Below are 21,534 nucleotides of genomic sequence, written 5' to 3'. Positions count from 1 at the left end.
GCGGTATACCGCCCGGTGTGGGGCGATCCGGTCACGGTAGTGCGCGGCGCGCGGTCGAGGACTCACCCGATTCGGGTGAAGCAGACACCGCCCCAGCGGAATTGCCGCCGACCGGACCGGGCGCACTGCTGATCAACGCGCTCACCCAGCGGGTGGTCGGGTCGATATCGAGCAACAGGGCCCGCACCAGCAGGGTGAGCGGAATCGCCAGCAACGCCCCCAACGCGCCGAGCACCCAGGTCCAGAAGATCAGCGACAGGAATGTGACGGAGACGCTGAGGCCCACCGCGTCGCCGACATACTTGGGTTGAATGATCGACTGGATGACGAAGTTGATCACGCAGTACACGACGATGACCCAAATCATCAGCCGCGGTCCACCTTCGAGCAGAGCCAGTAGTGCGGGAGGCACAAGCCCCACCACGAAACCGATGTTCGGAATGAAGTTCGTGATGAACGAGAGCACCGCCCACAGCAGCGGGAGCGGCACCCCGAGCCACCACAGCGCCAGCCCGTCAAGCACCGCGACGATCAGCCCGAAAACCGTTGACACCAGTAGATACCGGCGCGTTCCGGATGCGAAAGAGCCCAGCGCGTAAGCGATGTCGGGCCGCACCTGATCCACGATCTCCATCCGCCGCCCGATCGACATGCCGTCGAAGGCCATGAACAACAGCAGCGCCAGCACGAACGCCAGGTTCGACAACACCCTCGCGAGCCCGCTCAGCGTCGTCTCGAGCGCGGACAGCAACTGCTGGAAACTCAATCCACTGAGTAGGTCGTGGATCTGGTCCCGACCCACACCCAGCCCCGAGAGTGTGGAGCGAAGTCCACCGAGCAGATCATCGAAACGTGTTGAGTAGTCGGGTAATTCGGTGGCCAACTGGGCTACCGAGACCACCAGCACCGCCAGCAAACCCACCACGATCGCGTACGCCGCGATCAGCGCCGTCACCATGCCCAGCCAGGCCGGCCAGCCGCGGCGGCGCAGGTACGACTGGATCGGCTGGACCGCGACGGTGAGCATGAGCGCCAGGAACACAGGTCCGATGATCGATGCGAACACCTTCATGCCCGCGATCGAGATCACCGTGCTCGCGGTGGCCAGCAGCACGATCAATCCGCGCGGGATGGACCAGGGAACCCGCACGGCACCGGGTTCGGCTGCGTCGGTGTCCGGCACCCTGGCCCACCTCCCGCTCAAAGGTTGCTGACCCTCATCCCCGGAGCGATAACGGCGACTCCGGTCCGAGTGCCGCACCGCGTGGATCCGCTCGTCCGACCGTCCGGGAATGTCGAGCGCATCGGACCGCAAATGCTAGGTCGACATGTGCGGATATCCCTTCACCCGTTCCGGGTGAAGTTTCGGACACACTCCTGTCGGGTGTCCAATATGGGCGATTGACTCCGATAACGTGCCTTGTCGAGGGCCATAGACCGCTATCGGACCGCCGCAGGAGCCACGATGACCGTTTCCCACAGTCGAAGACCGGCACGGCGACCGGGCCAGTCTTCGACGACCGGAGACGGAATCCCGACACTGGCCTTTTCCGCGGTGCCCCGACGCCGCCAAGTGGCGCAGTTGAATGACGCGATTATCGACTCCGACGAGAACGTGCTACTCATTTGCTCTCCCGTCGGAACCGGCAAAACCGTCCTGCTGACCCAATGGGTTTCCCAGCACTCTCCACGAGCCTTCCCCGGAGGCGTGGCATGGGTGACCCTGACCGATGGGCCGCACTCGACCCCGACCCTGTGGCAGCGCTTGCGCGCGGAATGGGACCTGCCCGCCCCGGCCCGGGGCCTGTTGACCACGCCCCTGAGCGAAGCCGCGGATCTCGCCGACGCGCTCACCGAACGCGACGTGCCGACCCTGCTGGTCCTCGACGACGCACATCTGGCCACCGATCCGGTGACCCTCGCCGGTCTCGAGCATTTCCTCCTGCACGCCCCCGCCTGCGTGCGCATCGTTCTCTCGGCCAGATTCGACCCTCCCATCCGCTGGCACCTGCTGGAACTGAGTTCGCAACTGCGCCGCTGGTCCGCACAGGATCTCGCGTTCTCGGCGGCAGAAGTTCAGCAGCTGTGCCGCGAACAGGACTGCGCGCTCGACGAATCCGGTGTCGACGCGCTGATGGACCTCACCCGCGGCTGGGCAGCGCTGGTGCGCATCGCCGCGATCTACCTCTCCTCACGACGCGAGGAGCCGGCCCAGGCCCTCGCCGCGCTCGCGACGCTGCCCAGAGCGGTCTCCGACCTGCTGGCAGGGGAGCTCATCAGCACCTTGTCTCCCGGATTGCGCCTGTTCCTCACCTACACGAGCATTCCCGCCGAATTCACCGAGGAGCTGGCCGACAGCCTGATCGGCGGCGGCACGGCCCAGTGGATGCATGAACTCACCTGCTTGAACTATCCACTCACCAGCGTGCGGCGGGACGGCAGCACCTGGTTCGTGTTCCACCCGATGCTGCGCGCGTACTTTCGGGCCGAACTCAACCGCCTGGGCACCGAAATCGCGGACGAGCTCCAGCTGCGGACCGCCCTATACCTGCAATCGATCGGCGAAATCGCCGCGGCGCTGCCCCATCTGCTGGCCGTGGCGCGCGAGCAGCCGCTGCGGGACTTCGTGAACGAGCACGCCTTGGCCTTGACTGTCGAGGGACAGGGCGCGCTGCTGTTCGATGGATTGGCGGCAATGGACGCCGGGTCGCTCTCGGACCCGTTCGTTCGATTACTCCATGTCGTGGACGCGTTGAGCCGGACCGACCTCGCCACCGCCCGCGCCTACCACGACGCCTTCGAACAGGCTCGCCCACAAGCGAGTTCGCTGGTCCACGCCGAGACTCTCACTGCCCTCACCCGCGCCGTCGATCTCGAGCTGGCCATGGCCACGGGTACCTTCTCCGGCACCGTGGACACCGAAATCCCCACCGCGACAGGACAATCGGATGTGGATTTCTACCTTGCCGTCGAATCCGCGACCGCGCTCCTGGCAACCGGTGACGTGCCCGAGGCCGAACGCAGGTTGCGGGCGGCCATCGCGGTGGCCGATCAGCGGGCACACCCGCGACTGCGATTGCGCGCCCGCACTCGCCTGGCATTGAGCGCGGGCCTCGACGGCAGCCTCACCGCCATGCGCCAACGTGCCGAAGCCGCACTGGAATTCGCACACGAACAGCACTTGGACGATACGGCCGAAGCCGCGCACGCGGCGGCGATCGCGGGCTTGGGCGCGTATGTGCAGGGCGAGCATTCCGATATCGCGTCGCCGCGTTCCGCGCGATGGGAGCAGCAGCACTTCGACGGATCGACAGGTCCGCTCGGGGGCTGGCTCGCCCATATCGTCGCGGTGCTGACCTGCGCCGACAGCACCGACGATCCGAGCCGGGACGCCGAGACGCTGCGACACGAATTCGGTCGTCTGCTCGACACGCATCCGGCCACCAACAGCGGCGGGTTGATCCCCTTCGTGGTGTGGCGATTGCTGGCGGTGTCGCAGACCTACGAGGCGCAACTGCTGGTCGATCAAGCACGCACCGTGTACGGCGACTCGCCCGAGGTCATGGTGGCCCGAGCCGCGCTCGAGGCCGCGGCCAATCGCTCACGTGCGGTGCTGGACCTCGTTCGGCCGCTGCTCGACCCGGCCGCGCCCACCCATCCGGTCCACGCGGTGACCGCGTGGCTGCTGCACGCTCGCGCACACCACGAATTGGGCGCGGTGACCCATGCACGCGAAGGTATGGAGAACGCGCTGCGTCGTGCCGCGCCCGAAGGCATTGTGCGACCGTTCCTGGATGTCGGCGGCGCGCTCGAGCTGTTGGACGCCTTCGCCGGCAGCCTCGCCCACCAGGACGGCTTCGCCGCGTTCATTCGCCGACATCCCCTGGTGCACAGACGTTCTCGGCACCCCGCGCTCACCGACACCGAACTCAAGGTGCTGCGGCACCTGCCGTCCGCGCGGACCACCCAGCAGATCGCCGACGATCTGGGGGTCTCGATCAACACTGTCAAAACCCATCTGCGCGGCATCTACGCCAAGCTCGGCACCAACTCACGGGTGAAGGTCATGGCCGTGGCTCGCCGCAGCGGTCTGCTCTGAACCTCGCCCAGTCCAATTCACCCGTATCGGATGAAGCTCGCCCGCGCACGGTGCGCGCAGACTGCCACACGAGCAGAGCTCGGGTGGCTCGCCGACGCCCGAACCACACGCGTGGCGGGAAAGCGAGGTCCATGGCCGATGTCGACGAGATACCAGTTCGTGGTCGAGGGTGAGCTGTCCGACCGCGCGCTGGCGGCGTTTCCCGACCTGTCGTGGACCCCTCCGACGCACGGTACGACCACGCTGTTCGGCGCGGTCACCGATGCCACCGCGATGCGGGGCATTCTGGCGCGTCTGGACAACCTCGGATTGACCCTGCTGGAGATGCGCCAACTACCCGATTGAGGAGAGCGTCATGGATCTGCTGGCACCGCGCAGCCAACGCCGAACCCTCGACGAGCTGCACGATCGGCTCGATTTCACCGTCGGGGACACACGCTCGAAGCGGTCGGCGTTCTGGATCATGCTCACCCTGTCGAGCGTCATCGCGATCTCCGGCGTCATCGGCGATTCCACCGCCACGGTGATCGGGGCGATGATCGTGGCGCCGCTATCGGTCCCCATCCTGGGCGTGGCGCTCGGAATCGCCACGGGCAGAGCGACTCTCGTCGGTCGCAGCCTGCTGCTGGTCGCGATGGGGGTGCTCTTGGTGATCGTGGTCGGGTACCTGTTCGCGCAGGTGCTGCCCAATCCGACGAATGTGCTGTCCAATTCCCAGGTGCTGGGCCGCACCTCGCCGAAGCTGATGGACCTCACGGCCGCACTGGCCACCGGACTGGTCGGTGTGATCGCGATGATCCGCCGCGATGTCGGTGACGTGCTGCCGGGTGTGGCCATCGCGATCTCGCTCGTACCGCCGCTGGCCGTGGTGGGGGTGTGCCTGGGCTCGCATGCCCCGTCTCTGGCGCTGGGCGCGTTCATCCTGTTCGCCTCCAACATGATCGCGATGATCATCACCGCCACCGTGGTGCTCGTCGCCACCGGGTACGCCCACGAAGCGGGCGTGGGCGAGGCCCGCCGGGGCCACGCCTACGCGGTTCTGGCCGCGGCGCTGGCACTGGTCGCGGTACCGATGGTGGTGAATTCGCTGTCCTCGTTGTGGGCCGATCGGATCGCGAACGCCACCCGCGAATGGCTGACCGACATACCGGGCGCGCAGGTCACCGAGGTGACCCTGCACAGCGATACCGCGACCGTGAACGTGCTCGCGCCGACCGATCTGCCCGCCGTCGAGCAATTGCAACGCAAGGTCGACGATATCGTGCCGTGGAATCCGCGGGTGGTCATCGTGCACACCGTCGGCAGCCGGACCGAAAACCGTTGATCCACCGATTCCAACTCATCCGATTCAGGTGAGGCGCACCGCGTGACGCGTCGGTGACAGTGGCCCTATCGCCCGATTCGGAAAGGTGCTGTCATGAGTGAACCGGTCAAAGCGCATCCCGTTCGTCAGGGATTCGCCTTCGGAATCTCCTTCGCCGCAGGCACATTGCTGCTCGCCGTCGCGGCCATGTCCATCCTGCAAGGGATTTCAGCCGTCTCCGACGACGGACTCTTCGCCGAAGTACACAACTACTCCTACCGCCTCAACCTCAGCACCTGGGGCTGGATCCACATCGTGGTCGGCGCACTACTGGCCATCGCCGCACTGGGCCTGATCATGGGCGCGGTCTGGGGCCGGATGTTCGCCATCGGCCTGGCCGCCCTGTCGATGGTCCTGAATTTCCTCACCCTGCCCTACGCCTCGTGGTGGGCGGTCGTCCTCATCGCCCTCGACGCGGTCGTCATCTGGGCCGCCGCGACCTGGGATCCTGAAATCGTCTGAGAGGCAGCGTCATTCAACCCGAACATTGACCGGCCACGGTGAATGTTCCGCGTTCGGGCCACCGCGATAACGGCAATGCCGAATCGCGGTGGTACCCGTTGGTGCGGAGTCAGTTGGTCCGGTGGACCGGCGGCGGGGTCCAATCACCTTTGTTCACTTCGGGTTTGGGCCAGTAGGTGCGGAGGGTCAGCTCGAACTCGGTGCGCGGCGCGGGGAGCCAGTTCGATTCGAGGTCCGCTCCGGGCGAGTTGTGCTGGATGTACAGCGTCAGTGTGCCGTCGGGGCCGGTGCTCATCGTCTTGTTCTTGGTGCCCAGCGAGTAGCGCTCGAGGTCGTTGGGCGCGAAGAAGTGTTCGGGGTTTGAGAGGGTCAGAGAACACAGAGAACTGCGGCGGTCGACGCCGCCGTGACCGCGAATCTCCGTAACGCCGTGCCGCGACGAACTGTTGCCACGGGATTGGCGGTATTGTCCGCTCCGGCTGTCGCATCAGTGTCTTCGTTGGCCATAACGTCTTCTTTCATAACCGCGCCGCCAACCGGCGGCTACACGCCGGTCGCATACCGTCAAGTCTTTTCAGCTCGCACAGTTCAGCAGAACCCATCGTGGTTCGGGTATGGCCTAGTCCTTCTTCTCCACCTGATCGGCTCGCGCCCAGCGAATAGTAATGGGGATCCACAAAATGTAGATGCAGATGGCGGCTGGCAAGGTCTGAGTCAGGAAGCCTGTCATCGATCCCCGTGTGTGCCACGTGAGCGCGGACGCCACAGCAATCAGAAAGACTAACGAAACGATAGTGGTCGTTGCGCGCCACATCGTTTTATATGAGGCGACGCGACCAGCCTTATACAACTCCAAGACTTTCATTGACAGTTGCCTCCACTCTAGGTGTCGGGCCACCATGAGGCGCCCGGTGGAATGCGCGTGTATTTGATCCTCAGGCAGTTACCGTGAGCTTTTGCCGACTGAGTCATTACTACTACGGATGCGGCCATTGTGCCGCATATAACACCGCCGATACGTCGGCATCCCTCACCCCGACTCGCCAGGAAGGTTGGTCAACGCTGGACGGCTTACCCTGGCGGTGCTACGACGTGATCTGACGGACGTACTCTTTTGCCGGGAGCCGCGCGTCGGTCGGCTGTCCAATCCGGCTGTCCGACAGCAGCTTCTCAACGCATCATCGTGCCGATGATGTCACTTCGAAGCGACTGCGGTCGCGACGACAGCTATCGTTCGGCTATCTTTGCCGAGTGGAGTACCGACTACCCGCGTCCGATCGACAAAGGCTCTTGGACTTAGCCGCTGCAGGAGATATCGGCGAGGTCGCCGCGCTGGCCTTTGTGCGCAACTCGTCCTACCCCGCCGACTGGCGCAGCGGGCGTCGGGGCATCCCGCTCGACAGGATTACTCCTCCTGTGGGGATTGTCGTACTGATGAGCGTGTTCGAGAACGAGATCCGCAACGGCGGCTACGAGCAATTCCTGTACAACCACCCCTCCGAACTGTTCTATGTTCCCGGCACGCTGCGGTTACTGGGCCATCCAGAACTGGCCTCAGCCTGTTTGTCGGCCGCGCATCATGTGCATTCCACCTCGCAGCTGCCCGCCTGGGGTGGTGAGCGACCGGTGTTGAGTGGGCCACGAGAGGTTTTCGACGGGTACTTCGCAACCGAACGGGCCGCACTCGCTGAACACGCCGAACCGGTGTCGCTCTGCCAGGTCGACGACATGTTCTATCGGGTTGCGGACGATCTTCGGCGGGCGATAGGTGACTTGGTTACGCAAAGAATCGACGATTACGTGCAGCCGCAGTAAGCACACAGCGAACGCCCCACCTTGCCGCAGGGCGCGCTGATCGGCTGGGTCACGGAGCGTCATGAACCTGAGCAGGATGCCGTTCATGATCGTGTCATGCCCGACGAAAAACCATACGGCGAGCCGTTCCGGTTCCCGGTGCCACACCTCGGCTTGCAGCCTCCCGGACCTGCTCCATGCCTCCGTTCGGGAGGGACGCACGGGCGAGATTGGTGCCGGGTATCGGACGTTCAGCGGTTCGTGTGGTGAAAGCTGCCAATCAGAGCCACAGCCAGCGCGAGGGTGAGACCGGCGGCGATGTGGGGGCTGACGGCAGGTGGGAGGGAGCCGATGGCCGGGGTGAGGATGTAAATGGCGAGGGCGATCAGTCCTGTGCTCTGCAGTGCGCGGGTGATGAGGTGGTGGTGGCGCGACGGGCGGGTGCGGTGGTCCGTGGGGGCGATGGCGGCGACGGCGAGTAGCGCGGTGAAGATGGTGAATCCGAGTTCGGAGCTGGCGACCAGGTCGGTGGTGGCGTCGGCGGCGGTATCGATGGTCGCGAGAGTCGCGGCGATGGCGTGAGCGGCGAATGCCATTGCGAGCAAACGTGATTGGGTGATGCGGTGCCCGCATGCATCGGTGAGTAGCGCCAAGGCCAGCATGGCGGCGTCGGCGATCGGGTAGAGGTAGGTCAGTCGGATCGCGGTGTTGTCGGGTAGCTCCGCGGGGTGGGTGTGCAGTAGCGCGGCGAGGATCCAGATCAGCGCGGGGATCGACAGGGCGGAGGTGGCGGTGAGGGCGAGGGTGCGGACGACGTCATTGCGCGGTGCCCGGCCGCGGGTGGGGGAGTGGCGTAGCCACAGCGCGATGAGCATCAGCAATGAGTAAGCGCGGAAGCCGAGTTCGGCGAGCAGGGTGCCGCGGTCATGGTTGCCGCCGATTTCGTGGACGATGGTCCAGGACAGCATGGCCGCGGCCCAGCAGCCACTGGCCAGGCAGGCGAACAATAGCCATTGTCGCTCACGTCCTCGGGCATGCACTCCGTTGATGCCGAATGCCACGGTCGCCGCAGCGACAAACACCGTCTGGGCCAGATCGCCGAGCCATCGGTCCGCGCTGGATTGTGGCGGCACGGCGCTGTGCACGATGGCCAGAATCATCATCGCGACGGTTAGGGCCACGCAGACTGAAATGAACCAGCGTGGCCAGCGCTGTGTGCCGGGCTCGGCTTGTGGTGCGGGAGTCTCCGAGTTGTCCACGGCTGTCGGGGGCGTGCCGCTGGAGGCCCAGAGCCACAGGGGCTCGACCTCGCAGTCCGTGCCGCCGAGGACTCGGACAATCGCGGCGATCGAGGGCCATGACGGAAGTTTGTCGGCCGTCGACAACGCCCGTGCCACCGTGGTGTGACTGACCTGTGCGCGGTCACCGATGGCACGCAAGCTCAGCTCCGAATGTTCACCACGAAGTAGCTGAAGATGCTCGGCCAGCGCTTCTCGGCCTTGATCGTGGTGGTTCACGGATACGAATTCTAGGCGCTGCGGTGTCACTGTGGCGTGGATCATCCAGGGCGATTCCGACGCGAACTGGCAGTTCTCACCTGTGTAAACCTCGCTGTGACAGTGGGTTTACATCGTGGTGTGACGGCGGTCGGGCTTCCGTTTCCAGAAGGGTTCCAGCTGTAGTTGCCAAGTCGAAGCGGTGACGGTCGCCAATGCTCGTCCGCTCACCGCCGACTCATCGACCCCCGTTCCGAACCCGTGCAGTGCCGCCGGGTTCGGAGCGGGTCACTTCGAGAAGGGCAGCCCAGGACATGGTCACCGCACGCACCGTATTCACCAGCGCGGTATTCGCCTCCGTCGCCGCGGGCACGCTCACAGCGGGAATCGCCGGCGCCGACACGGTGCCGGACAAGAACCGCGTCGTCGACACCGATGACGGCTGGCAGCTCTCGATCACCAAGACCGCCGAGAACCTCGACCGGTATCCGAACCTGGCCGCGACCATGTTCACCCGCGAAGGGTTCGTCGCGTTGAAGGCCGTGGCCGAGGTCAAAGGTGCCGGGCGCCAACCCGTCTCGGCCGGCAGCCTCACCCTGGGTTATCAGATCGGCTGCCAGGTCGACGTCTCCAGCGGTCTGACCCTGGGCATGGGCTTCTCCATCGGCCCGAACGCCTCGGTCACCATCTCCCAATTCCCCGGTGCCACGATCGGTGGTCAAGCCTCGGTCAACCCCAACATCTCCACCACCCTGCGACCCGGCTCGATCGCCACCATCGACTTCGGCACCAAACCCCTGGCCACCAACCGTGCGTCCATCACCGCCGACCAGGTCGAAGTCAAGATCGACGCCTGCATGGGACCGGTAACCCTGCGCTCCTACGCCACGGTCCGCATCTCCACCCCGACCGCCGATAACTCCGTAACCGTCTACGGCGACCCGATCTGGTTGTGAGACCACCAGCGCCCCACCTCTTGTCGCGCATTTCCACCTCGACCGCGGACACACCGTCGCTGTCTATGGCGACCCATCTGGCTCTAGGGAAGAGAGCAACGATGCACACCGAACTTGTCCCGAGAACTTTTGATGCGCCCGGGGTGCGCCGAGGCTCGCGCACCGTGGTAGTCCTGATGACTCTCGCCCTGGCCACGGCTGCCACGATGGTTGTCGACGCCTCGGTCGCGTCCGCGCAGCCCGATATTCCGTGTGAACAGTGGCAGCAGATGCACCCAGGTTGGCCATGCATTCCAGTTCCCAAACCGCCACCCCCCGGCCCGCCGAGTACTCCACCGCCACTGCCGACAGCGCCGGTGCCGAGTCAGTCCCAGCCAAGCACTGGCGGGGGTGCCCACGCTGGCGCACTCACCCCGCCCCCGGTAGGGCCTGGCAACGGCGCGCCCATCGTGCCGGTCCCGGGTGCACCCAACATTGCGGTGCCGCCGATCGCGCCAGGGCAGGCGGTTCCGGCTCCGCAACGCCCTTCCGACGTGGGCCAGCCGACTCCGTTTGTCCCGGAAGCTCCGACACTCAGACCGGATGTCGTGCCTCGGGTGTCTACCGACAAGCCATACCCAATCAACGAGATCGAGTTCGAGACGACCGACAAGTGCGGAAACAAGGTGATTCTCCGGCGCGGCTACTACGACGAGAACAGTAAGCCTCAAGGATTCGGGTGGGACAAGATCAATCACAAGCACAAGATCACCAACATGGACACCGTCCAGCAGCTGGTGGAGTCCACCTGCGGAGTGCCCGAGAAGCCGGGCGGCAGCACCCTGATCTACAACAAGACAATCAAAATGAAGGACTGCTCCGCCTGGGCCAACCCGCGAGAAATGATCTGTACTGAGACCGACACGGAGGTGACCGTGAAGATGGTCGTGGAAACCGCGAACCCTGAAGGCGACGGAAAACAGAAGGGGATCATCACCGCGTTCTGCGAAGGCACTGTCGAATGCCCCAGCTGGGTCAGCCGAGAAGGGTTTGTCGGCACCGTCTACGGCCAGCCCTTGAACCCGGATGACCCGGGCATCCGTCCGCAAGCGTGATCCCAACCGCCTGGAGAGAAGCGCCTCGATGACCGACACCGATCATGATCGAGCTCAACGAGTGTTGTCCGCATTGCTGGACTACATCGATACCGATTCCCCACTCAAGGGTACCGACATCACAGTCCGTGCTTCGTGGATCCAAGGCCGATTCGTCTTCGTTGTGTATGAGCAGACCCGCTGGCCTGGGTTATACGGATTCGTCGCCGACACCGATACCGGCATCACTGAGCCCTACACTGCGGACCCGCAGCGGCTGGGCATCGAATTGGCGATGTTCGGCGTATACGAACCTGTCGCGATGGCACCGAATGACGTGGTCGAGCGCCATGAGCTCTTCTGGTACGGCGATACCAAGCAAATCCCCGATCTCCCCAACACTCTGGATGAGGTGAACCGCCATGGCTATGCCAGCTAGTTTCTCCGGTCGCACCATGCTTGCCATCGTCGCACTACTCCAGATCAGTTTGCTCGTCGCCGGGTGCACGTCTTCGACAGATTCGAACCAGACCGCCGAGAATCTGGCGGCAAGTTTGGACAGTGCCGCGATCGCTCAATATGCCGACGATATCGCGGGACTGATCGAGAAGAACGGCGGTGCAAGTACTCCCGGGTCCTCAGGGTTCGACGCCGCCGCCGACTACATCGCGACCAAGCTCCGGAGTGCAGGGCTGGCTGTCGATGACAAACCCTTCACCGCCTCGACTGACTCCGCTAACTCCGTATCACTGACGGTCAACGGAAGTGACATTCCCGCCTACCCTATGCCGTTCTCCAAAAGCTCAGGGCAGCAAGGGGTCACCGGTCGTCTCGTGATGCTCGACTCCGCCGGTTGCGACAACGACGACTACCGCACGGCAGGAGTCCGCAATGCCATCGTTGTGGTCAACCGGGGTGGTTGCTCATTCCATCAAAAGCAGTCCTACGCTGGCCGCGCCGAGGCCGCGGCAATGATCATCGTCAGTGATGGCGATCTGCCTACCGACTGGACCATGACCCCCGACCCACCCGCTGTGTTACCGATGGTGGCGATCTCACGTGAGGATGGCAGTCGTCTGCGAGGCATGGGCGAGGATGCGAACGCCGTCGTGGTCCTCGATAACGTTATCCGACAACTGGATTCGCGTAATGTCGTTGCCCGAACCGGACCCGATAGCACTGAGGGCGTGCTGATTGTCGGTACCTCGCTTGGCATCGGCCCCCAACCCAATCCCGCTGGCGCCATCTACGCTGCGGCAGCATTGATCGACCTCGCGACAAAATTCGCGAAGACCAAGCCATCCAAACCCGTCGTGTTCGGGTTCTGGGCCGACAGTGCCACTGACACAACAGGATCCAGGCATTTCATCACCAGTATCGCCATCGATGCCCGGAAGGAGTCGGCTTACCTGGCGATGACGATCGCCGACACCCGCGGCACCGGGATCACCGTGTACGACGCTCCCGCTCAAGGTGAAAAGCTCACCGGTGCGCAGTCGGTGTCCACCACACTCACCGACTATCTCAAGGCCAACGACGTCAGCTACCGGTCCGCACCTGCGGACGAATCACCCAACGCCGCAGGCTTTCCCAGCACAGGCATTCCGGTCACCGGAATTGCACTCACCTCCGCGGCGGCCACTGATTCTCGAACTCCGCTGTTACTGACCCCAGCGAAAGCATCGGCCTACGCTGCCGCACGCTGGGCAAATTAGCCAATCGGAGCATGAAAGTGATTAGGCGGTCGCGGCCAGTTTGCCGTCGGAGGAGATTTCCCTATGGCGCTACACAACCGCGGGTGGGATCAGAGTGGGTTCAGGGTGTAGCTGCAGGGCCGCCGCCTCCACCGCCGATGCGGGCACCGGCGCCATGTGTCTGTCGCGTCGCGTCGTTGCCGATATGGACAGCATGGGCACGATAATTGTCGGCCGGCCGTCCGAGTGGACCCACATCTCGATCGATCAGGTGCCCCAACTGGAAAGGATCGGAGCCATTGTCCTGGTCATCCCTCAACCCGGCCAGTAGCGTGAGAGGTCGCCGGACCCGCCGCGGCCGCGTGACAGCTGCTCTGACGGCGGCGGCCACGATGGTGCTCACAGCGAGCTGCACCTCGAACGCTGATGAATCGGCGTCGCCGACTTTGACTCAGGCTACTGCGCGTGACCGCATTGAGTCGTACCTCACGGCGACCCTGAACGCACTGCCCCGAGGAGTCCGCCTCACTCTCGCTCCCGAAAGACTGGCCGAAGGCCATTCTGTCGATCAGTTGATACAGCCGATGGCCGCGGCCCCGTGCGACGGCGATCTGAACGATACGACCGGACCGGTGAAGACACAGGTCGTGTACTACGTGTCGGGTATCCCGTCGGGTCAGGCAGACCAATACTTCACCGATGTACGCAAGTACTGGGGCAGCCAAGGATGGAACGTCACCGAGACAGAACTTGCCGTGCAGTCGATCGCCGCCACCTCTGATGGCTATCAATTGATCGTCCGCCACGGTAACGCGACCGACGACGGGGTCGGCCCCGACGTCCTCATTCTCGGCGGGACCTCCCCGTGTTTCTCCCGCACAGCCACAGGGACCGCAGCCCCTCTGCCGACCATGATCGAACAGCGTTAGTCATTCGAGTTTCTACATGTCGAAACCATCTGTCGCGATCGGTGCAACTGGGACGGACCGCCTGTGGTGTTGTGCTCGTTGGTTCGATGGCGAGCGTGTGCGCATTGGGGGCAATATCGCGACTCGGCGAACTGTCCTGATACGGATTCCGTTGTCGGGCAGGACATCAAAGGCTGCGTAAGAGTGATGTATCCCGCCGAATGTGGTCGGCGAGCAGGGTCATGGCCGCGCTGACCACGGCCGTGCAGCTTTGGGTTCGGTCGTTCGAGGCATCGACGCGGATCGTTCGATACCTGGCGCGCAGCATCGACTCGATATCCCGGTTCTCGCTGTTGTACAAGGCGATTCGGTCACGAGCGAACTGCTGTGCGGACGCCTGCTCGCCGATTCGTGATCCGCGCCGGACGATTCGACCGACGGCGAGCTCGTCCGGAAGATCCATGTAGACCACGCCCCTGATCTGGCCGGATGCGCGGGCGACGGCGCATTCGAACGGGTCGAGCTGTTGGCGGTACTTCGGATAGCCGTCCACGATCAGTACCTGCGAAGACGATCTCAGTGTGAGGAACTCGTCGACGACCGCCGTCACCAGGTCGTCGGTGACACGTCGGCCAGAGGACAATGCCTTCGCAGCTCCTGTGACCTGTTCGGCGAACTTCGATGTGACGGTGCCGGCGCGGATCGCGCGAAGGCGGTCACCGACCGACACGAAGACCGCATCGATGCCATGGCGTCGACGCAATTCCGATACCACGGCTTCGGACGCGCTGCTCTTCCCGCAACCGGGCTTCCCCTGAACAAGAATGAGCTCCATCGTGCACCTACTCATCGTGTATGGAGGCGTTACATCAGGAGAAATCTTTCGATTTCCTTGTCGTATTTCAGATAGCGTTTCGCTCGGCTGGTGGCCAGGGCTTGCTCCAGTTCGATCCGGCTCGCGTCGGAGATGCTCCGACGGTCGGAGGACAAGTCCGAAAGTGCCTGTGCCCGTGCCAGTTGCACCATCCTGATCGGAGGAACCAATGACACTCGCTGATACAGATCACGCGCTTCGTCGATGTCTGCCCGGGCGCGTGCCGGGTTGATGTGCACTCCGCCGCGGGCCAGGCCTTCCAGGATGAAGCTCGCTTGTTCGGCGGTGAACAGACCCCGGCTCGTCGAAAAACGCTGGCGCGCAACGTTCAACGCTCTGGCGTCGCCGATCAGGCCTGCGTTGATAGCGACCGACCGGAGCACCTCCGATGCCCATATCGGGCTGTAGTCGGGGAAATCCTGAATTAGCTCCAAGCCGACTTCATGTGCTCGGTGGATATCTCCGCTGGCGTAGAGTACGGCCTCGCACGACAAGTGCGCTGCCACGGTGGCCGTCGAATCCGCAGTGAGGTCCGATAGTTGACGCTGGATGCCGAGCCCCCTATTCAACGACCCGTTGACCACCTGAGGCCTGGTCATGAAATCGAGGGCGGATTTAGTCTGTTCGAGAACCAGTTCACAGACCAGTGGGAAGATCGGCGAACCTCGTGAAGTCAATGCCTGCCCACTGCGGAGAACTCGCATGATCGGATCGAATTGAGTGGTGGCCAGTTCGTAGGCGAGTCGGGGATCGCCCAAAAGACGCAGAGTCTGAGTGGAACGAACGAGTGCGTCGATGTTCCTGGACACTTCGTCACCGTCGATTCCAAGAACCGATCGACCGGTTTCATTCTCGTACGACTGGTAGAGAGCGGCACGATCGTCCGCGTCCGCTTTGACTGCGTCGGCCAGTAAGGTCACATCATCCGGTGCGCAATGGACTTTGCCGCCCTCGAGTTTGCTGATGTAGGTGTGCTCGCGATCGATGAAAACGGCCAGGTCGTGCTGATTCAGCCCAGCGGTTCTTCTGAGTTGGCGCAGCACCTGGCCGAATGTCATTCCAAAGTAGAGGCTGAATCTCGGCATCATCCACCAGGTCATACGATCAATTCGGGATCATCGCAATGGTGATCCTCAGCGAGCGTACCAACGCCGACCTGGTTGGAGGTTCGTTCCTAGGACGGCAGCCGAACGTAGTCTTCGGGGGTGGCTATTTCGACCAACTTGCTCAAGATCGTTCCGATCTCGGGCACATTCGCGATCAGTGGTTCGAACGTGGGCAATTTTGCGAGGGGAACCCAAGTGAAATCCGAGTACTCTTCGTTGAGTATGATTTCACCCCCCGCGTATCGCGCATAATAGTGAGGAAGGATCATGAAGCTTCCGTCCTTCTTTTCAAATGTTGTGTTGTAGGAGTAGTTCAGTATCACTTCGATAATCGCATCGGATCCGATTTCTTCGTTCTTCTCACGCGCAAGGCCGGTGAGGATATCGCCGTCGCTGTGCTCCATCTTGCCGCCGATCAGAGAATAGGCCCCATCATAGTCGGCCTCTCCGGCGCGGCGCGCCAGCAGTGCGGTGGAGTTGGACTCGTTCATGACGAAGATTTTCTGGCAATATTGGAATTTGGTGATATCAGTCATTTTCGTTCCTGTTCTTGGAGCGTATTCTCGGCGGCAATCCGAAAATCACCAGCTCCGATATAACCGGAATTGGTGGTCCTTGCCACTCATCATTCGGCTTGCTCGACCACGCGGGGTTGCCGATCTGCGCAACTCATTGCCTTTGCTAGCGATCACGGCGTCGATGTTTCGACGTGGGATGAGCCTCCGGTGGAATCGAGAATGCGGCGACGCGGACGTCAGTCCGGGCTTGACTGCAGTGGCACCGATATCGAAGGCCACAGAGCGCGTTCGCATCTCAACGTTTCCGGTCCACGGCAGTATCGATCGTGCCGCGATCGTTGGTCACTATGGGTGGTTCGACAGCGTCAGGTCACCGACGACGGGTTCGTCTCCGACACGTCCGTGACGTTGTCAGCGCTCGTCTGGGGTTGTGGGCCCGGTCTGAGCAAGAGCCAGCCAGCGATGGCGGCGACTGCCGCAACACCTCCAGCGGTAAGGGAGGCAATGTGAAAGCCTTGCAGGAAGGCGGTTTTGACAAGATCACCGAGTTGGGCACCGGTGGGATCCGGAATGGATCGCGCGGCTTGAATCCCTGCCAGCATGGAGTTCGTCGCCGCGTCGTGTGCGGCCTGAGGCAACGGGATGTCGGCCATATCGGTAGTGATCCTCGCGGAGTAGATCGAGGCGAGGATCGAGCCGAGTACGGCAACTCCCAGAGAGCCACCAAGTTCGCGACTTGTGTCGTTGACCGCCGATCCCGCTCCGACCTGTCCGGTCGAGAGCTCGTTGAGCACCATCAAGGTTGCCGGTCCCGCGACAAGTGACACGCCTGCGGCCAAGGTGACCATGACGGGCACGATCACTCCCCAGTACGAGGTGATCGCGTCGTACCGGATGGTGAGCCAGAAGGCCAGGGCCATGACGAGTGATCCGAGTACGGCGGTACGACCCGCTCCGATCTTCGAACCCAGCCACATGCTCGGTCCGGCGAAGAGTGTCATCGCGATGGCGAAGGGCAGTGTGCGGGTGCCGGTCTCCAGGGGCGAAAACTCTTTGACGCCTTGGAAATATTGGGTCATCAGGAACACGAATCCCATGAGCGCGAACATGCCGAATGTCAGCAGCAGTGCCGCCGCGGCGAAGTTGCGGTCACGGAAGAGGCGGATGTCGAACAATGGCGACGGGAATCGGTTCTCCCACAACACATACGCTGCGATGACTACTGCGCCGACCACGATCCCACCGAGGGTGCGAATGGTCAGCCAGCCGTGGTTCGGTGCCTCGATCACGCTGTAGACAACGATCGAGATCCCGACCATCGACAGCACCATGCCACCGAGATCGAAACGTCCGGTGTCGGGATTGCGACTGGGCGGGATCAGCGCCACGACCGCGACCAGCGCGATGGCACCGGCGGGAACATTGATCCAGAAGATCGAACTCCACGAGTAGCGGTCGAGCAACCAGCCGCCCACCACCGGGCCGATCGCGGCGGCGACTCCGGCCACCGCGGCCCAGGTGGCTACCGCGATCGCGCGTTCGCGGAGGTCGTCGAACAGGATCACCACGATGGCCAGGGTCGCCGGAAAGACAAGTGCGGCAAACAGTCCCAGGCCCGCTCGCGCGGCGATCAGTTGCCCTAGGTCGGTCGATATCGCCGCGAGTGCGGACAGCACCGCGAAACCTGTGATTCCGATCAGGAGTACGGTCTTGCGGCCGAGGCGATCACCCAGATACCCGCCGGTCAGAAGCAGGCCGGCGAACACGAGCGTGTACATGTCGACCACCAACTGCAAACCAGAGGTGCCGGCATTCAAATCCGTCGAAATCTTCGGCAACGCCACATTGACGATGGTGTTGTCCAGGAACACCAGCAGCTCGGCAAAGCACAACGCCGCCAGTCCCAGCCATCGAATCACCATGGAACGCATCAATTTTGGACCTTCTCGTCTGTGGCGGACGGTACCGCGTCGGAGCTGGGAGCGAATCGCCCCGGTACATGCGCCGACTTCTGGACGGCCTCAGGCAACCGTATGAGCCGCCCGGAACCGCGGGAATGATCCGATGGGACGGGACCGTGATACTTTCGGCGCGGTGGAGGGAAAGTCGTGGGATTTCAGACGCGGCGTCATCGGCATTCGGCATATGGTCCAGGTCGGAGTCGAACACGGGATCTCCGAACGCCGCCTGCTCGCCTCGACAGGGCTTGTTCTCGCCGATCTGGACGCCGACGACCTGGAAGTCGAAGGCGTGCAAGAGCTCTCGGTCGCGCGAAACCTGGTGCACACACTCGGAGACCGCCCGGGGCTCGGCACCGAGGTCGCGATGCGCTTCTCGCTGACGAACTTCGGGTTACTGGGCTTCGCGATGCTCAGCAGCCCCACCGCCGGCGAAGCTCTTCAAGTTGCACTACGAACCTTGCGGATCGGCAACCGATTCATCGACATCACCGTCAGCTTCACCCAGACCACAGGGCGAATAACGTTCCAGCACAAGCACCTTCCCGTCGACGTCCGGACTTTCCTGCTCGAACGTGACATCGCCCTCATCTTCGGAGTGATCGTGTTGCGTTGTCTCAGTCCGCAACTCGTCGACCGTCTCGGCGATACCCGCTTGGAGTTGGCGCTTCCCGAGGACCGTGCGGCGAAACTGATCGATGGCATGACTGCGATGCTCACCGACCTCGCACACGATCCGATGGGACGGCTCCGGATCATCGCTGACCGACCGACGACCGAACTGACGTTTCCCCTCGATCTTCTTGCCGAACCGATGTCGATGCCGGATCCGGCGACCGCTGCACTATGCGAGCAACATTGCCTGGACTTGGTTCAGAATCGGCTCGCCCGCGGCCCGCTCGCTGGCAGAATCCGCGCGATACTTCTGCACAAGATCCACACCGCGCCTACTACGACCGAGATCGCGGCCGGACTGAACATGGACCGCCGCACTCTGCACCGACGACTCGCCGAGGAGGGGACCAACTTCCGAATCCTGCAGGAGGAGACTCGGTGTGCGCTGGCAGTCGACATGCTCGAAGTCCTCGATCTCACGGTCACAGAGACCGCGGCCCGCCTCGGCTACACCAGCGCCGCGGCGTTCAGCAGATCGTTCTCTCGATGGACCGGCAATCCACCCAGCGCCTACCGGCGGCGTCCGGAGCCGATGCGGCGCGATACCGGTCGTGCCGAAGCCTCGATGCCGTCGGGCTGAATCGGTCTTGGCCGCGCCGCCCACACAACCTCAGTTCCGCAGTCTTGCGGTCAGCGGTGCAGAAACTTGGCCCAGCATACCGCTGGGGCGACCTTGTGTTGTGCGAAAGCATGTGCCCGCGAACACAATCCGCTGTCTGGTCGGTCATCGGACCATGCCTTGCTGTGGCTCGAAGATCAACATGTCGTTGGTCGGCTGGTTCGATCCAGCCGGTCTGCCGGAGCTGTGGTTACTCTGCGTCGGCGGTGCGTTGCCTCCTGCTCACTTCGTATCGGTAGGTAGAGATACGTGCTTCGAGAATCCGCTCGACCGCCCACAAGGTCGGAAACGGAGGATGATGGGCTTCGTAGAGGATTTCGGGTGGGGGTCGATGACAAGACCAACGATGTTGTCGGGCAACATCTCTGGCGCGTACGGGTAGACCATGGCTGGGCTGAAGCTGCAGCCGCCTATGCGGGCCCCGTCCTGAGCGGCACGGTCATTACGCGGCGGAAAAAGCGACTCTGTTCGAGCGGCCAGCTGTTCGGGTCGGCTCCACCGTGTCCACGCTGAATCGTCCGAAGATTCTACGTTCATCTGGGTCGAGTTCACGACCACCCCCTGATCGATCGAACACCTGCACCACGTTTCTCGCGACCACAGCGGCGCCGACTGACAAGGTGGCCTCCGGATATCGACGGGCGCGGCGATCATGCTGATCGAGCCGGATATTCGATGCGTCGTGGGGCGCTACAGTGCAACGGGTGGACTCACGATGGCCGCGACCGAACCAACGTACCGCTGAACTGATGCGGGACACCGCCGAGCGTTTGCTGGCATCGACGAGCGCGGCGGTCGACGAGGTGGTGGCAGCTGCCCATCGAGGCGCCGAATACCGTGCACTGCTTGATGATCCGCAGCTCGCGGCGGCCGACCGGCATATGAGCAAGGCCTACTTCCGGCACTGGCTCTCGGCCACTCTGCACAACCCGGGTGCGCGAGTCGAGCCGTGCGTCGACCCGGAAGTTCTGCAGTTCGCGCGGGACCTGGTGCGACGCGGCTTGGACATGCACGACCTCGGATCGTGGCGGGGTGCCCAGCATGGCGCCTGGGATCTGTGGGTGGATGCCTGTTTCGCGGCGACCGCCGCCGTCGATGAGCTGCGCGATTTGATGAAGGTGTCCGAACGGTCGATGGTGACCTTCATCGACGATTCGATCGCGGCGCTCGACCAGTTCGTCGAGCAGGAAAGGGAGGACCTGGCCCGCGGCGCCAGCGCCGAACGGCACACCACCGTGCAGCTCTTGCTCGAGGGCGCACCTATCGCCAGGGCGCTGGCCGAAACGCGTCTCGGGTACGCGCTGACGGGCACCCATCTCGCCGCGATCATCTGGAGCGACTCCGCCGATCAGGCCGCAACACTGGATGCGGCGGCCGAAGCGATGATGAAGCTATGCGGCGCGGCACGACGGTTCACTCTGAACGCGAGCGCCACCGCGCTCTGGGTATGGATTCCGGCGGACGTGGTCCCCGCGGCCGAGACGGCCGAGGCCGCCCTGGCGACCCGGCCCGGGATCCATGTCGCCTTCGGACGATGTGGGCGTGATCTGGAGGGCTTTCGCCGCAGTCACCTCGATGCCGCCGCCGCACAGCGGCTACTGGCGCGGATGGGCTCGGCGCGCGCGATCGTCCGCTATGAGGATGTCGCACTGGTGTCGGTGCTCACGGCCGATATGGCGCAGGCCGATCAATTCGTCACCGACACCCTGGGCGAACTCGCGACCGCCGACCCGGTGCTCCGCCAGACGGTGCTGACCTACGTTCGCGAACGCTTCAACGGCTCCGCCGCCGCGGAGCGGTTGTTCACGCACCGCAACACCGTCGAGCGCCGACTGGCACGCGCTGATCAGCTACTGCCGGTGCCGCTCTCGGACAACGCCGCGAGCGTGGTCGCGGCGCTCATGCTCGTGCAATTGCGGGATTGACCCGCGCTGGAGTT

19 protein-coding genes are annotated in these 21,534 nt (G+C 63.4%); 12 read left to right on the top strand and 7 right to left on the bottom strand.

The window, feature by feature from the left end:
- Positions 1–31 precede the first annotated feature (31 nt).
- Positions 32–1,183, bottom strand: a complete 1,152-nt coding sequence (locus tag ACFC4D_RS21635) for an AI-2E family transporter (RefSeq protein WP_376065807.1) — start codon at positions 1,181–1,183, stop codon at positions 32–34.
- A gap of 282 nt (positions 1,184–1,465) precedes the next feature.
- Between ACFC4D_RS21635 and ACFC4D_RS21630 the strand changes: the two genes are divergently transcribed.
- From ACFC4D_RS21630 to ACFC4D_RS21615, 4 genes are all read left to right on the top strand, one after another.
- Positions 1,466–4,099 carry a LuxR C-terminal-related transcriptional regulator gene (locus ACFC4D_RS21630; RefSeq protein WP_376065804.1) on the top strand — a complete coding sequence of 878 codons (2,634 nt, stop codon included), beginning with the start codon at positions 1,466–1,468 and terminating at the stop codon, positions 4,097–4,099.
- A 138-nt stretch (positions 4,100–4,237) separates the two neighbouring features.
- A complete protein-coding gene (locus ACFC4D_RS21625) occupies positions 4,238–4,444 on the top strand; it encodes a hypothetical protein (protein ID WP_364644775.1) in 207 nt (68 codons plus the stop codon).
- A gap of 10 nt (positions 4,445–4,454) precedes the next feature.
- Positions 4,455–5,423, top strand: a complete 969-nt coding sequence (locus ACFC4D_RS21620) for a TIGR00341 family protein (protein WP_376065802.1) — start codon at positions 4,455–4,457, stop codon at positions 5,421–5,423.
- A 93-nt stretch (positions 5,424–5,516) separates the two neighbouring features.
- Positions 5,517–5,924, top strand: coding sequence for a hypothetical protein (locus tag ACFC4D_RS21615; protein WP_376065799.1), 408 nt, complete (start codon positions 5,517–5,519; stop codon positions 5,922–5,924).
- Between the two features lie 109 nt (positions 5,925–6,033).
- On the opposite strand, the gene ACFC4D_RS21610 is transcribed toward ACFC4D_RS21615, so the two are convergent.
- The gene (locus ACFC4D_RS21610) at positions 6,034–6,297 is read right to left on the bottom strand and encodes a DUF1214 domain-containing protein (protein ID WP_376066502.1); all 264 of its coding nucleotides are present in this window, start codon (positions 6,295–6,297) and stop codon (positions 6,034–6,036) included.
- Between the two features lie 878 nt (positions 6,298–7,175).
- Between ACFC4D_RS21610 and ACFC4D_RS21605 the strand changes: the two genes are divergently transcribed.
- Entirely contained in the window at positions 7,176–7,739 is a 564-nt protein-coding gene (locus ACFC4D_RS21605) for a hypothetical protein (RefSeq protein WP_376065798.1), read from the top strand.
- Between the two features lie 230 nt (positions 7,740–7,969).
- On the opposite strand, the gene ACFC4D_RS21600 is transcribed toward ACFC4D_RS21605, so the two are convergent.
- Positions 7,970–9,235 (bottom strand): helix-turn-helix domain-containing protein, encoded by a 1,266-nt coding sequence (locus ACFC4D_RS21600; RefSeq protein ID WP_376065795.1) that lies wholly within the window; start codon positions 9,233–9,235, stop codon positions 7,970–7,972.
- Positions 9,236–9,528: 293 nt separating this feature from the next.
- Between ACFC4D_RS21600 and ACFC4D_RS21595 the strand changes: the two genes are divergently transcribed.
- The 5 genes from ACFC4D_RS21595 to ACFC4D_RS21575 all read left to right on the top strand — a co-directional run bounded on the left by ACFC4D_RS21595 (position 9,529) and on the right by ACFC4D_RS21575 (position 13,866).
- Positions 9,529–10,170 (top strand): MspA family porin, encoded by a 642-nt coding sequence (locus ACFC4D_RS21595; protein ID WP_376065792.1) that lies wholly within the window; start codon positions 9,529–9,531, stop codon positions 10,168–10,170.
- Between the two features lie 596 nt (positions 10,171–10,766).
- The gene (locus ACFC4D_RS21590; RefSeq protein ID WP_376065789.1) at positions 10,767–11,264 is read left to right on the top strand and encodes a hypothetical protein; all 498 of its coding nucleotides are present in this window, start codon (positions 10,767–10,769) and stop codon (positions 11,262–11,264) included.
- A 28-nt stretch (positions 11,265–11,292) separates the two neighbouring features.
- Entirely contained in the window at positions 11,293–11,682 is a 390-nt protein-coding gene (locus ACFC4D_RS21585) for a hypothetical protein (protein ID WP_376065787.1), read from the top strand.
- The gene (locus ACFC4D_RS21580; RefSeq protein WP_376065784.1) at positions 11,666–12,958 is read left to right on the top strand and encodes a PA domain-containing protein; all 1,293 of its coding nucleotides are present in this window, start codon (positions 11,666–11,668) and stop codon (positions 12,956–12,958) included. Before ACFC4D_RS21585 ends, ACFC4D_RS21580 begins: the two co-directional genes overlap by 17 nt.
- Before the next feature lie 371 nt (positions 12,959–13,329).
- Entirely contained in the window at positions 13,330–13,866 is a 537-nt protein-coding gene (locus ACFC4D_RS21575; protein ID WP_376065782.1) for a hypothetical protein, read from the top strand.
- Between the two features lie 166 nt (positions 13,867–14,032).
- Here ACFC4D_RS21575 and ACFC4D_RS21570 read toward each other — a convergent pair whose 3' ends face one another.
- The 4 genes from ACFC4D_RS21570 to ACFC4D_RS21555 form a co-directional block, all read right to left on the bottom strand.
- Entirely contained in the window at positions 14,033–14,680 is a 648-nt protein-coding gene (locus tag ACFC4D_RS21570) for a nucleoside monophosphate kinase (RefSeq protein WP_376065779.1), read from the bottom strand.
- Between the two features lie 29 nt (positions 14,681–14,709).
- Positions 14,710–15,819, bottom strand: a complete 1,110-nt coding sequence (locus tag ACFC4D_RS21565; RefSeq protein ID WP_376065776.1) for a helix-turn-helix domain-containing protein — start codon at positions 15,817–15,819, stop codon at positions 14,710–14,712.
- 74 nt (positions 15,820–15,893) lie between these two features.
- The gene (locus ACFC4D_RS21560) at positions 15,894–16,361 is read right to left on the bottom strand and encodes an NUDIX hydrolase (RefSeq protein WP_376065774.1); all 468 of its coding nucleotides are present in this window, start codon (positions 16,359–16,361) and stop codon (positions 15,894–15,896) included.
- A gap of 347 nt (positions 16,362–16,708) precedes the next feature.
- Positions 16,709–18,274 carry an MFS transporter gene (locus tag ACFC4D_RS21555; RefSeq protein WP_376065771.1) on the bottom strand — a complete coding sequence of 522 codons (1,566 nt, stop codon included), beginning with the start codon at positions 18,272–18,274 and terminating at the stop codon, positions 16,709–16,711.
- Positions 18,275–18,488: 214 nt separating this feature from the next.
- Between ACFC4D_RS21555 and ACFC4D_RS21550 the strand changes: the two genes are divergently transcribed.
- Together ACFC4D_RS21550 and ACFC4D_RS21545 are read left to right on the top strand one after the other, a co-directional pair.
- Positions 18,489–19,556 (top strand): AraC family transcriptional regulator ligand-binding domain-containing protein, encoded by a 1,068-nt coding sequence (locus tag ACFC4D_RS21550; RefSeq protein WP_376065769.1) that lies wholly within the window; start codon positions 18,489–18,491, stop codon positions 19,554–19,556.
- A gap of 788 nt (positions 19,557–20,344) precedes the next feature.
- Complete coding sequence (locus ACFC4D_RS21545; RefSeq protein ID WP_376065767.1) at positions 20,345–21,520, top strand: PucR family transcriptional regulator; 1,176 nt, start codon at positions 20,345–20,347, stop codon at positions 21,518–21,520.
- The last annotated feature ends 14 nt before the right edge of the window (positions 21,521–21,534 follow it).

Origin of the sequence: Nocardia sp. NPDC056000, assembly GCF_042269265.1 — a bacterium.
In the GTDB taxonomy this organism is placed as follows: domain Bacteria; phylum Actinomycetota; class Actinomycetes; order Mycobacteriales; family Mycobacteriaceae; genus Nocardia.
This window is presented reverse-complemented; position numbering and strand designations above follow the sequence as displayed.

What these genes read in the sequence shown, in the direction of transcription:
- ACFC4D_RS21585 (WP_376065787.1), top strand. Translation starts at nt 11,293, where the DNA reads ATGACCGACACCGATCATGATCGAGCTCAACGAGTGTTGTCCGCATTG.
- ACFC4D_RS21595 (WP_376065792.1), top strand. Translation starts at nt 9,529, where the DNA reads ATGGTCACCGCACGCACCGTATTCACCAGCGCGGTATTCGCCTCCGTC.
- ACFC4D_RS21570 (WP_376065779.1), bottom strand. Translation starts at nt 14,680, where the DNA reads ATGGAGCTCATTCTTGTTCAGGGGAAGCCCGGTTGCGGGAAGAGCAGC.
- ACFC4D_RS21555 (WP_376065771.1), bottom strand. Translation starts at nt 18,274, where the DNA reads ATGCGTTCCATGGTGATTCGATGGCTGGGACTGGCGGCGTTGTGCTTT.
- ACFC4D_RS21560 (WP_376065774.1), bottom strand. Translation starts at nt 16,361, where the DNA reads ATGACTGATATCACCAAATTCCAATATTGCCAGAAAATCTTCGTCATG.
- ACFC4D_RS21575 (WP_376065782.1), top strand. Translation starts at nt 13,330, where the DNA reads ATGGTGCTCACAGCGAGCTGCACCTCGAACGCTGATGAATCGGCGTCG.
- ACFC4D_RS21550 (WP_376065769.1), top strand. Translation starts at nt 18,489, where the DNA reads ATGGTCCAGGTCGGAGTCGAACACGGGATCTCCGAACGCCGCCTGCTC.
- ACFC4D_RS21545 (WP_376065767.1), top strand. Translation starts at nt 20,345, where the DNA reads ATGCGGGACACCGCCGAGCGTTTGCTGGCATCGACGAGCGCGGCGGTC.
- ACFC4D_RS21625 (WP_364644775.1), top strand. Translation starts at nt 4,238, where the DNA reads ATGTCGACGAGATACCAGTTCGTGGTCGAGGGTGAGCTGTCCGACCGC.
- ACFC4D_RS21580 (WP_376065784.1), top strand. Translation starts at nt 11,666, where the DNA reads ATGGCTATGCCAGCTAGTTTCTCCGGTCGCACCATGCTTGCCATCGTC.
- ACFC4D_RS21620 (WP_376065802.1), top strand. Translation starts at nt 4,455, where the DNA reads ATGGATCTGCTGGCACCGCGCAGCCAACGCCGAACCCTCGACGAGCTG.
- ACFC4D_RS21565 (WP_376065776.1), bottom strand. Translation starts at nt 15,819, where the DNA reads ATGACCTGGTGGATGATGCCGAGATTCAGCCTCTACTTTGGAATGACA.
- ACFC4D_RS21615 (WP_376065799.1), top strand. Translation starts at nt 5,517, where the DNA reads ATGAGTGAACCGGTCAAAGCGCATCCCGTTCGTCAGGGATTCGCCTTC.
- ACFC4D_RS21630 (WP_376065804.1), top strand. Translation starts at nt 1,466, where the DNA reads ATGACCGTTTCCCACAGTCGAAGACCGGCACGGCGACCGGGCCAGTCT.